This window comes from Mycobacterium gastri (assembly GCF_002102175.1).
Lineage (GTDB): Bacteria > Actinomycetota > Actinomycetes > Mycobacteriales > Mycobacteriaceae > Mycobacterium > Mycobacterium gastri.
In genome coordinates this window covers 146442-157966 of the sequence record NZ_LQOX01000147.1, presented here as the reverse complement: position 1 = coordinate 157966, position 11525 = coordinate 146442, and the positions used below count along the sequence as shown (strand labels likewise).

The window sequence follows — 11525 nt, the reverse complement described above, 5'->3', positions numbered from 1 at the left end:
ACATCATGCTCGCTGAGCCAAACAGGTGGTCCCTAGCTGGTGGCAAACCAGTGGTCCCTTCCCGGTGGCAAATGACAATGCGGCGCCGGCGTTCAACCGGGGATAGAAAGTAACGTCTTGCCTCATGCGCAATTTGTCGGCTCGCCGGCAACAGACACAACACGTCCAACGCCATCCAAATTGGGCCAGGCCAAATTGGATCGCCAACTCAATTCGATGAATAGGGCGTACCGCTACGAACACCAAGAACAGGGTGAGTAGTCGGGTCGTGGTAGCCGAAGTAACGTCATGGCCGTGATGCCATTACACAACCCCTGCCGGGTCGATCGAATGGCGCGGAGAGTTGCTTTGACGCTACCCTGCTCTACACGAGCGAGCCGACGTTCCGGGCATTCTGGTGGATGCCGTCGGCCTGGCGTGGGCGTTCGCTGACCAGAAGTTGCGGGAGTAGTGGCTCAATGTTTGTTTCCGATCCGGTGCGCCAAGTCGCGACCGGCGAACTGCCGGGCCCGCCACCGACGGATTTGACACAAACGGCAGTCGGGCTTGCCGGCGACGGAGCCGGTAGACGCCGGCGGGCCGACGACCTCGCTCGGCTTCGAACACAGGAGCATCGTTGACTGACCCCGTGACCGCGCAGGCAATAGCCGCTCTATCCCGCGGTCACCGCCTGTTCGCGCGCCGCGCCACGCCGGCTGCCATAGGCAGCGCCCCAGCACGCGTCCAGGCGCACGCCGACGCAATACGGCAGGCGACGGTAGCCCACCCGCCCGTCGCGGCAAACCGGTCCGATGCCTCGGTGCGGGTGCTGCGCCGGTTGGCCGACACCGATGCGGAGCTGGCGCAGATCACCGCAGCAGCCCAGGCCGATCACGCGCACGCCGGCACCGTGACGCGCGCGATCCTGGACGCCGCGAAGGCCGATGTCATGCCGTCCGTTGACACTCCACTGGGCCGGCGCGAGGCGATGGCCCGGATGGTGGCACGGCTACGAGCCCAGCATCGACACATTGCGCGGTCGAAAGCGCGGGCACGGCTGCATGCAGTGCGGCTGCGGCGGTTGCAGTACCTGCGGACAGCAAGAAGAAGGCACTACGAAACCACACTCAGCGGACGCGCAGCGGTATCGGCCGCAATTCAAGAAGCCTTGGACATCAAGGGTATTCACGACCCCGTCGCACGAGCCAGGTGGACCCGTGGTATGGATCTCGTGGCACGGCGCGAGTCCAACTACAATCCCAACGCCGAAAACCACTGGGATTCAAACGCTGCAAAGGGCACGCCCAGCAAGGGCGCTTGGCAGTTCATCGCTCCGACGTTCGCGAGCTATCACCAGCCGGGGACGTCGACCGACATTCACGACCTGGTTGCCCAGGCGTGTGCGTTCATCAACTATGCGCGCGGCCACTACGGCGTGGCCGCCGATGCGTCGAATTTGGCTGATCGGATTCAGCAGGCCGATCCTCGCCGAACACCTAAGGGGTATTGAGAAATGCCGTTGAGTTTGTCCAACCGTGACCAGAACTCCGGTCACCTGTTCTACAACCGACGGCTGCGCGCAGCGACGACCCGGTTCTCGGTGCGAATGAAGCACGACGACCGCAAACAAACTGCCGCGCTAGCGTTGTCGGTCGTGTTGGTCGCTATCGCAGCAGGATGGATGATGCTGCTCAATGTGCTGAAACCCACTGGCATCGTGGGCGACTCGGCGATCATCGGTGACCGCGATTCCGGCGCCATCTATGCACGCATCGACGGCCGGCTATATCCAGCACTGAATTTCACGTCCGCGCGATTGGCAACCGGGACGGCCGGACAGCCGACATGGGTCAAACCGGCTGAGATTGCTAAGTATCCGACCGGTCCGCTGATCGGCATTCCCGGAGCGCCCCCGGCGATGCCGGTAAACCTGGGCGCCATCTCGGCGTGGGCGGTGTGCGATACCGCCGGCCGGCCACGCAGCGGCGACAAGCCGGTGGTCACCTCGATCGCGGGCATGCCCACCGGCGGCGGGCGCGCCGCACCGATGTCCAGCGACGCGGGCCTGCTGGTGACATTTGAGGGCAGCACATATGTGATCTGGGGAGGCAAGCGCTCACAAATCGACCCGGCCAATAGGGCGGTGACCTTGAGTCTGGGACTCGATCCCGCGGTGACGATGCCGGTGGAGATCTCGCGCGCCCTCTTCGACGGGTTACCGGCGACCGAACCGCTGCGGGTGCCGCAGGTAGCCGAGGCCGGAACTCCGTCGAAGTGGGTGCCGGGTTCCCAGGTTGGTGCGGTGCTGCAGGCCCAAACTGCCGGCGGGGGAAGCCAGTTCTACGTACTGCTGCCGGACGGCGTGCAAAAGATCAATAGCTTCGTGGCCGATCTGCTGCGCAGCGCCAACTCCTATGGATCGACGGCGCCGCGGCTGGTCACTCCCGACGTCCTCGTCAACACACCCCAGGTGACCTCGTTGCCGGTGGAGTACTACCCGACTGGGCGGCTGAACTTTGTTGACACCGCGGCGAATCCGACCACCTGTGTTTCGTGGGAGAAGGCGTCGACGGATCCGCAGGCCCGCGTCGCCGTCTACAACGGCCGGGGTTTGCCGGTTCCCTCGTCGATGGACAACCGGATCGTGCGATTGGTGCGTGACGACCGCAACCCGGCGTCGGTGGTTGCCAACCAGGTTCTGGTGTTGCCGGGTGCGGCGAACTTCGCGACCTCGACCAGTGCTGTGGTCACCGCCGATTCGCGTGAATCGTTGTTCTGGGTGTCAGCCAACGGCGTCCGATTCGGAATCGCCAACGATGAATCGACGCTGCGCGCGTTGGGACTGGATCCGTCGCACGCCGTGCAGGCGCCGTGGCCACTGCTGCGGACCTTCGCGGCAGGACCGGCATTGTCACGCGAAGCTGCGCTCTTGGCTCGCGACACGGTGCCAACGCTGGGCCAGGTGGCCGTGATGACGACGACAGCGAAAGCGGGCGGCTAGCAGGATGTCGAAGAAAGCATTTCCCATCAACCGTGCCAAGATCCAGCCGCCGAAACCGGTTCGGGTAGCGCCCAATGCGCCGATAGCACTGCCGGAACGCGAACCGCGCAACATCTGGGTGATGATCGGCGTACCAGCGCTGATCGTGGCGCTGATCGGCACCATCGTCATGCTCTACGTGTCGGGCGTGCGCAGTCTGTCGACCGGGTTCTTTCCGCTGATGGGCATCGGCGCATTCAGCATGCTGGCGTTTTCCGGTCGATTCGGCCGCGCCCGCAAGATCACCTGGGGCGAAATGGAAAAGGGTCGCCGCCGCTATCTTCGCGATCTCGACGGCATCCGCGACGAGATCCAGGACGCCGTATGCGCGCAACGCTCGTGGCAGCATGCGGTGCACTCCGATCCGCGCGGTCTGGGCGCCATCATCGGCGGGCCCCGGATGTGGGAACGCGGCCGCGGCGATGTCGACTTCCTGGAGGTGCGGCTGGGCACCGGCGTGCAGCACGCACCCGATTCGGTGCTGTCGGTGACCTGGCCTGACATCTCCTCCGAGGAGGAACTCGAACCCGTTACCGGGCAGGCGTTGCGCGATTTCATCTTGGAGCAGCGCAAGATTCGCGATATCGCCAAGGTGGTGAATCTACGCTCGGCACCGGGCTTCAGTTTCGTCAGTGAAGACCTGGATCGGGTGCGATCGCTGGTGCGTTCGATGCTGTGTTCGCTGGCGGTGTTTCACAACCCGCGCGACGTCAAGCTGATGGTGGTGACGCGTAACCCCGAGGTGTGGTCATGGATGGTGTGGCTGCCTCACAATCTGCACGACGAGCTGTTCGATGCGTGTGGATGGCGGCGGTTGATCTTTGCCACCCCCGAAGAGCTGGAGGCGACGTTAGGCGCCGAGTTGCACATGAAGGGAAAGCGCGGCGCCTGGGCACCGCCGACGGCGGCCAGCCCAACGGCAATGGGCTCGGCGCTGGAAACCGGCCAAGGCACCGACGCGGTGGATTTGGGACCGCACTTGGTGATTGTTGATGACAACACCGGCAGCCCCGATGCGTGGGAGAGTGTCGTCGGGCAGGTCGGCAAGGCCGGTATTACGGTGCTGCGTATCGCGTCGCGGGTGGGAACCGGCGTTGGATTCGGCGACGACCAGGTTTTCGATATGGCTGAACAAGGTGGCGCGACAAGCGGTTCCGTCGCCCTCGGGCCCGGCACGAATGGCTCCGATGGCTCTGACGCCGAGGACGACGACGCTCGCCCCACGCCGCTGCTGCGAGCGCGCGGCAAGTTCTTTGCGCACGCCGACCAGCTGTCCATCCATCGCGCCTACCGATATGCGCGCGCGATGGCGCGGTGGTCACCGACAAGCCGCAGCGAGATCGTCGATTCGACCAGCGGCGCCGCCGAGCTGCTGCGGGCACTCGGTATCAGCGATCCGCGCGAATTGGATGTCGACCGGTTGTGGGCCGAGCGCCGCGGCCGCGGCGACGAACGATGGTCGGAGATCCCGGTCGGCGCAAAACCGAACGGCGAGCTGCAGAACGTTATCATCCGCGCAAAAGACTTTGGCGGCTTCGGGTTTCATTCAGTGGTCATCGGAACCAGCGGCTCGGGCAAGTCCGAGTTCTTCTTGTCGTTGGTCTACGGGATCGCGCTGACGCACTCGCCGGAGACGTTCAACGTCATCTTCGTCGACATGAAGTTCGAATCTGCGGCCCAAGACATCCTGGGGATTCCGCATGTGGTTGCCGCTCTGTCCAATCTCGGTAAGGACGAGCGGCATCTGGCGGAACGTATGCGCAGGGTGATCGATGGCGAGATCAAACAGCGATATGAGTTGTTCACGTCGGTGGGTGCGCGCGATGCCAACGACTATGAAGAGATCCGCCTTGCCGGTCGCGATCTGCCGCCGGTACCGGTCTTGCTTGTCATCGTCGATGAATACCTGGAGTTGTTTGCCAACCACGAGAAGTGGATCCAGCTGATCATCCATATCGGTCAGGAGGGCCGCGGCGCCAACGTGTTCTTCATGTTGGGCGGGCAGCGGCTGGACCTGTCGTCGCTGCAGAAAGTCAAGTCCAACATTGCATTTCGGATCGCGCTGCGAGCCGAATCCGGCGATGACAGTCGGGAAGTGATCGGTTCGGACGCGGCTTACCATCTGCCGTCCAAGGAGAACGGTTTTGCGTTGCTGAAGGTGGGGCCGCGCGACCTCGAACCGTTCCGCTGCTTCTACCTGTCCGCGCCATTCGTCGTGCCGAAGAAAAAAGAAGTGGCCAAAACCATCGACATGACGTTGACCAAGCCCCGACTGTACAACTGGCAGTACCAGCCGCTGGACCCATCCGACGCCGAGGCGCTGAAGGCCGCGGCCGCCGCCGATGCGGAACCCGACGAGTTCCTCTACCACGACGACGGATTCAAGAAGAAGAAGATTGTCGACGTGTTGCGCGAATCGCTACGGGCCGTACCCCATCGATCGCCGCGACGGCCGTGGTTGGAGCCACTGGAAGATGCTGAACCGGTTGATGTCCTGGTGGCTGGATATCGCGGTAAGCCATGGCATGTCGACTACGGGGACAACCCGGGGCTGATGTTTCCGGTCGGCGTCATGGACATCCCCGAAGAATCCAAACAGGTCGTGTATGCGATCGACGCGCTGCGCAGCAACATCATCGTGGTCGGCGCCAAGCAGCGCGGCAAGACGACCGCCTTGATGACGCTAATGGCCTCGGCCGCAACGATGTACAACCCAGCGCGGGTGACATTCTTCTGCATCGGCGGGGCCACCATGGCTCAGGTCGCTTCGCTACCGCATGTCACCGACATCGTGTCGCCCAAGGACGCCGAAGGCATAGAGCGCATCTTGAGCACGATGGAGGCTTTGATCGATTCGCGTGAAGAGGCGTTTCGGCGCGCCAGAATTGATCTAGACGGATTCCGAGAGCGCCGTTTCGGCCCGGGCAGTGACGGGATCGGAGGCACCGACCCCAACGACCAATTCGGCGATGTCTTTGTGGTGCTTGACGATTACGACGATTTGTACTCCCGGGACAACACAATCGGTGATCGCGTCATTTCGTTGAGCAGCCGCGGTCCCGAATACGGTGTGCACCTGATGGTTAGCGCGGGCGGCTGGATTCACGGCCAGCGGCAAAGTCTGCTGCAGAACGTGACCGCGCGAATCCAGTTGCGGCTGGCCGACCCAAGCGAAAGCCAGATGGGGCATTCGTCCATCGAGTCACGCGAGGCGGCCCGACGAACGTTGAACCGCCCCGGTTTCGGTTTGACGGAGAGTTTGCACGAGCTGCGCGTTGGTGTTCCGGCGCTGGCCGATCCTGCAACCGGCGAATTGGTCGGTATTACCGAAGTCGGGGAACGAATCGCTGACGTCGCTGGTGTGACTAAACACGCAAGCCTGCAGCGGCTGCCGCAGCGGGTCGAGCTCAAGGCGATCCTCGAGTACGAGGCCGCACATCCCAGCGGCGACGACCTGTCGATTGCATTTGCGATCGGCGAGCGGCACCAACTCGGCCCGGTGCCGCTCAAGTTGCGGGAGAGCCCAGGGTTGATGATTCTGGGCCGCCAGGGCTGCGGCAAGACCACCGCGCTGGTGGCCATCGGTGAAGCGGTGATGAGCCGGTTCAGCCCGGAAGAAGCCCAGCTGACGCTGATCGACCCCAAGACCGCCCCGCACGGGCTGCGCGACCTGCATGGCCCCGGCTATGTGCGTGCGTACGCCTATGACCAAGACGAGATCGACGAGGTCATCACAGAGCTGGCCCAACAGGTCTTACTGCCCCGATTGCCTCCGAAGGGGCTGAGCCAGGAAGAGTTGCGCGCGCTCAAGCCATGGGAAGGGTGTCGGCATTTTGTGCTCATCGACGACATCCAGGACCTGCGCAAGGAACAGACTTACCCGCAGAAGCCGCCGGTGGGTGCGGCGCTGTGGAAGTTGATGGAGCGCGCCCGCCAGATCGGTTTGCACGTGTTTACCACACGCAATAGCGCGAACTGGGCGACCATGCCGATGGACCCGTGGATGAGATTCCAAACGTCAGCGAAAGTGGCCCAGCTGTACATGGATAACGACCCGCAAAACAGGATCAACCGAATGGTCCGTGCGCAAGCGTTACCGCCAGGACGTGCTCTTTTGGTGGACACCGATGACGCCGTCGAAGGAGTGTTAGTCGGGATCCCGTCGACGCTGGCCGCACAGTAGCGGCGGACACGGCCGGCCGGAATCAAGCCCGCCTGTTGATGGCCTAAGTCCTAAGACTGGCCTAAGACCGGCCTAAGATGGGCCTAGGCCGACGCCGAGATACCAGATACCTTAATAGAGGTACCATTGCAATATGGCATTCACCGTCAAAGACCAAGAAGTCATCGACCTCGCGGACACACTTGCCGCACGCCTGCATCTTCCCAGCCGTATCGACGCCATTCGGCATGCCCTCAAAGCGCAGCTCGAAGTCACCCAATCCCGCACTGGGAATCGCGCTGACGAACTCCTCGAAGTCCTCGAAAGCGAAATCTGGCCTCTGCTGAAGGACCGATCACCCATCACCAAGGCTGAGCGGGAACACGTGCTTGGGTATGACCCCGCGACGGGGGTTTAGAGCAGATGATCGTCGACACCTCGGCCATCATTGCCCTGATCCAGGGCGAAAACTCGCACGCCGAGAAAGTGGCGGTGGCGCTCGCCGGTGACCGCAGCCCGGTCATGTCGGCTCCAAGCATCGCTGAATGCCTCATCGTCCTGGCCAACCGGTACGGCACGGTCGCACGGACCGTCTTCGACCGTCTGCGAGCCGAGATCAACCTAGGAGTAGAGGCTTTCACCGCCGACCATGCCGTAGCCGCATACCGCGCCTACCTCCGGTATGGCAAGGGCCGGCACCCGGCCGCCCTCAACTACGGCGACACGATGACCTACGCGACCGCCAAGCTCGCACATCAACCACTCGTCGCTGTTGGCAACGACTTCGCGCAGACTGACCTCGAGTTCGACGGCGTCATCGGCTACTGGCCGACGCAGAGACCTGCTCGACAGCAATAACGGTCAGGCTGCCGTATCCCGTGCTTTCGACCGAGCGTGCTCGGCGAAACGGAAGCCGCCGAGAACGGGTGCGGTCACTCGTGAGTACGCGATGTGTCGACTCGCACTAGACTGACCAACCAACACGTCTCATCGCGAGACCACATTCGGAGGGTGAACATGGTTTTGTCTGTGCAACCAGAGGCCGTGCTGGCATCTGCAGCCGCCGAGTCGGCGATCAGTGCGGAAACCGAGGCGGCGGCCTCCGCGGCGGCGCCGGCGCTGCTCGGGACGACCCCGATGGGAGACGATCCGGACTCCGCGATGTTTTCAGCGGCACTGAATGCCTGCGGAGCCGGCTACCTCGGCGTGGTTGCCGAGCACGCTGCCCAGCGCGGGTTGTTCGCTGGGACGCAAGGCCTGGCGTCGGGCGTGTACGAGTCCACCGAGGCTTTACGCGCAGCGGCATCGGCACTGGGTTAAATCCGCATGCCCGATCCAGGATGGGCTGCGCGTACACCTGAGGCCAATGACCTGCTGCTCAAGGCGGGAACCGGAATCTCCACGCATGTGGCGAACCAAACGGCGTGGACCACTGTAGGTGCCAGCCACCACGCCTCGGGTATCGCGTCAGCGATCAACACCGCCGCAACCGCGGCGAGCTGGCTTGGCCTCGGCTCGGCGGCCTCGGCGCTCAACGTGACCATGCTCAATGCCTCCCTGCACGGCTTAGCCGGCTGGGTCGACGTCAAACCGGCGGTGGTGTCGGCGGCGATAGCGGCGTTCGAGATGGCCAACAGTGCCATGCGCCCAGCACCGGAATGCATGGAGAACCGTGACGAGTGGACGGTCGACAACCACATCAATCCGCTTGTCTGGGGGGCACTGACACCGCGAATCATCTCGCTTGACGTCGAGTATTTCGGGGTGATGTGGCCCAACAACTCGGCGGTGGGCGCGACCTACGGCGGGATCCTGGCGGGTCTGGCGGAAAGTCTGGCCATTCCGCCGCCGGTCGCGACCATGGGCGCCTCGCCGGCGGCACCGGCCCAGGCGGCTTCGGCTGTCGGGCAGGCTGCTGCGGAAGCCGCAGCTGGGGACGGCATGCGCTCCGCCTATCAAGGGGTGCAGGCGGGAACAAGCGGCGCCGGCCAGTCAACGTCGGCCGGGGAGAACTTTGGCAGCCAAATCGGTACCTTCATGCAACCGGTCCAGTCGATGATGCAAGCGGTTCCTCAAGCTTTGCAGGCTCCGTCCGGGCTGATGCAGGCGCCGATGAGCGCCCTGCAGCCCTTGCAGTCGATGATGGGCATGTTCGCCAGTCCCGGCGCTCTCGGCATGGGCGGCGCGGCGCCCGGGGCTTCGGCGGCTTCGGCCGCAGCGGGGGCCGCGGCGACCGAGGCGTCGGTCGGTGCCGGCGGTGGGGGCGCCTCTCTGGGCGGCGCGGGCATGTCCGCTACCAGCTTCACCCGTCCGGTCAGTGCGTTCGAGTCCGGAAGCAGCGGTCGACCGGTGGGATTGCGGCCAAGCGGGGCGTTGGGCGCCGAAGCCTTGCGTTCGCCGACGACAACGACGATGAGCGGCACGCCCATGGGCGGCATGCCGGTGGGTCATGCTGCCGGGGGCCAGCGCGCATCGCACGGCAAGTCCGAGCAGCCGGCGACGGTGCGGGTGGTCGACGACCGCTATGACCCGAACTGGCGCAGAGGGTGAATCGACAGCTCTGAATAGCAGCCATACACTTCGCGTCATGCCCCCATAGACAAGGGCGAACCGGCTCACCGTAGTTAGGAGAAAATCCCCATGGCAGACGGCACGATTCAAGTAACCCCGCAGATGCTGCGCAGTACCGCCCATGACATCCAGGCGAACATGGAGCACGCGATGGCCATAGCCCAGGGCTACCTGGCCAACCAAGAGAACGTCATGAACCCGGCGACCTGGTCTGGTGCTGGCGTGGTTGCTTCCCACGCGACCGCCACCGAGGTCGCCAACGAGTTGAACAAGGTCCTAACGGGAGGCACCCGGCTGGCTGAAGGCCTGACACAGGCCGCGGCGCTGATGGAATCGCACGAAGCGGACTCACAGCACGCGTTCCAAGCCCTCTTCGGCGGTGGCCACGGATCCTGACCCACCCGCCTCCCTGCATAACACCCTTCGGAAAGGAACTTGACCATGGCAGATCAGATCACTTATAACCCGGCAGCGGTATCCGATTTCGCGACGGATGTAGGCTCGCGTGCCGGGCAGCTGCACGAGATTCACGAAGACACCGCCAACAAGACGAATGCGCTGCAGGAATTCTTCGCGGGCCACGGTGCGCAAGGGTTCTTCGATGCTCAAGCACAGATGCTTTCGGGGCTTCAGGGTCTCATCGAGACGGTGGGTCAGCACGGAACCACGACCAGCCACGTGCTGGACAATGCGATCGGGACTGATCAGGCGATCTCGGGGTTGTTCTAGTTCCAGCGACGCCGGCGGGTACCGAATGTATCCGTTGTGACACGGGTTCCCAGTGGGGTGGGGCAAACGCGCGAAGCTGCGCGTATGCCCCACCTTCTGTTTCTACATTGAGGTGAGGGCGCCATGCTGACGACGACAGTCGACGGGCTGTGGGTGCTACAAGCGGTAACCGGGGTGGAACAGATCTGCCCGGAACTCGGTCTGCGGCCGTTGCTGCCGCGGCTCGACACTGCCGAACGGGCACTGCAGCATCCGGTCGCTGCCGATCTCAAAGCCGCGGGAGCGCTCGACGAATCAGGCAACGCCGATCCCATGATCCGCGAATGGCTCACCGTGCTCTTGCGACGCGACTTGGGCTTACTTCTGCTCATCAACGTGCCCGGCAGCGAGCCGACGCGGGCAGCCATCTGCCGATTCGCCACCTGGTGGGTTGTTCTAGAACGCCATGGCAAACTGGTGCGGCTATACCCCGCCGGCATGGCCAGTAACGAGACGGCGGCCGGTGAACTTGTCGTGGGTCAGATCGAGCAGTTGTGCGGCGTCGCCGAAGCGGCGCCGTTGCGGCCGGTCACCGTGGATGCCGATGCGTTGCTGGAATCGGTGCGCGACCCCACCAGCTTGCGTTCCTTCTTGGTCAGCCAGCGTCTGGACATCGACCAGTTGCAGATGCTCACCATGGCCGCCGATCCCTCGCGGTCTGCACACGCGGCAATTGTGGGTCTTCAAGCTGGTATCGGGCCGGAGAAGACGGCGCGCCTCCTCATCGGTGATACCGCGGTAACCATCATCGACACCCCGGCCGGTCGCATCTGCGTGGAAAGCGTGATGTCCGGGCAGCGACGCTACCAAGTGCTCTCGCCTGGTTCGCGAGGCGACATCGGTGGTGCGGTGCAGCGCCTCATCCGCCGCTTGCCCGCCGGTGACGAGTGGTACTCCTACCGGCGTGTGGTGTGAATAACAGTGACGCGGAATGGCGCGTTGCCGCAGGTACGGGGCAACTGCGCGAGGTAAACGTGGAATCACGAATCGTGTTAGCATCGCCGT

Annotated in this window: 10 protein-coding genes; all 10 read left to right on the top strand. The window is 63.7% G+C overall.

The annotated features are described in order from the left end of the window. Positions 1-616: 616 nt before the first annotated feature. The 10 genes from AWC07_RS24540 (at position 617) to AWC07_RS24495 (ending at position 11435) form a co-directional block, all read left to right on the top strand. Positions 617-1489, top strand: coding sequence for a transglycosylase SLT domain-containing protein (locus AWC07_RS24540; RefSeq protein WP_036408687.1), 873 nt, complete (start codon positions 617-619; stop codon positions 1487-1489). Positions 1490-1492: 3 nt separating this feature from the next. Beyond that, complete coding sequence (gene eccB, locus AWC07_RS24535) at positions 1493-2980, top strand: type VII secretion protein EccB (RefSeq protein WP_036408690.1); 1488 nt, start codon at positions 1493-1495, stop codon at positions 2978-2980. A 4-nt stretch (positions 2981-2984) separates the two neighbouring features. Then, positions 2985-7202, top strand: a complete 4218-nt coding sequence (locus AWC07_RS24530; RefSeq protein ID WP_036408693.1) for a type VII secretion protein EccC — start codon at positions 2985-2987, stop codon at positions 7200-7202. Positions 7203-7335: 133 nt separating this feature from the next. Further along, complete coding sequence (locus AWC07_RS24525; RefSeq protein WP_036408696.1) at positions 7336-7599, top strand: type II toxin-antitoxin system VapB family antitoxin; 264 nt, start codon at positions 7336-7338, stop codon at positions 7597-7599. A 5-nt stretch (positions 7600-7604) separates the two neighbouring features. Beyond that, complete coding sequence (locus AWC07_RS24520; protein WP_036408699.1) at positions 7605-8039, top strand: type II toxin-antitoxin system VapC family toxin; 435 nt, start codon at positions 7605-7607, stop codon at positions 8037-8039. 159 nt (positions 8040-8198) lie between these two features. Continuing rightward, entirely contained in the window at positions 8199-8501 is a 303-nt protein-coding gene (locus AWC07_RS24515) for a PE domain-containing protein (protein WP_036420093.1), read from the top strand. Positions 8502-8507: 6 nt separating this feature from the next. Continuing rightward, entirely contained in the window at positions 8508-9731 is a 1224-nt protein-coding gene (locus AWC07_RS24510; RefSeq protein ID WP_085105268.1) for a PPE family protein, read from the top strand. 90 nt (positions 9732-9821) lie between these two features. Next, positions 9822-10148, top strand: coding sequence for a WXG100 family type VII secretion target (locus AWC07_RS24505; protein WP_036418857.1), 327 nt, complete (start codon positions 9822-9824; stop codon positions 10146-10148). A 45-nt stretch (positions 10149-10193) separates the two neighbouring features. Next, positions 10194-10481, top strand: a complete 288-nt coding sequence (locus AWC07_RS24500; RefSeq protein ID WP_036418860.1) for a WXG100 family type VII secretion target — start codon at positions 10194-10196, stop codon at positions 10479-10481. Positions 10482-10604: 123 nt separating this feature from the next. Continuing rightward, positions 10605-11435: an ESX secretion-associated protein EspG gene (locus tag AWC07_RS24495; RefSeq protein WP_036418862.1), complete on the top strand. Its 831-nt coding sequence runs from the start codon at positions 10605-10607 to the stop codon at positions 11433-11435. Positions 11436-11525: the final 90 nt, after the last annotated feature.

Coding starts and splice junctions, on each gene's coding strand:
- eccB (WP_036408690.1), top strand. CDS start 1,493: ATGCCGTTGAGTTTGTCCAACCGTGACCAGAACTCCGGTCACCTGTTC.
- AWC07_RS24530 (WP_036408693.1), top strand. CDS start 2,985: ATGTCGAAGAAAGCATTTCCCATCAACCGTGCCAAGATCCAGCCGCCG.
- AWC07_RS24525 (WP_036408696.1), top strand. CDS start 7,336: ATGGCATTCACCGTCAAAGACCAAGAAGTCATCGACCTCGCGGACACA.
- AWC07_RS24520 (WP_036408699.1), top strand. CDS start 7,605: ATGATCGTCGACACCTCGGCCATCATTGCCCTGATCCAGGGCGAAAAC.
- AWC07_RS24515 (WP_036420093.1), top strand. CDS start 8,199: ATGGTTTTGTCTGTGCAACCAGAGGCCGTGCTGGCATCTGCAGCCGCC.
- AWC07_RS24510 (WP_085105268.1), top strand. CDS start 8,508: ATGCCCGATCCAGGATGGGCTGCGCGTACACCTGAGGCCAATGACCTG.
- AWC07_RS24505 (WP_036418857.1), top strand. CDS start 9,822: ATGGCAGACGGCACGATTCAAGTAACCCCGCAGATGCTGCGCAGTACC.
- AWC07_RS24500 (WP_036418860.1), top strand. CDS start 10,194: ATGGCAGATCAGATCACTTATAACCCGGCAGCGGTATCCGATTTCGCG.
- AWC07_RS24495 (WP_036418862.1), top strand. CDS start 10,605: ATGCTGACGACGACAGTCGACGGGCTGTGGGTGCTACAAGCGGTAACC.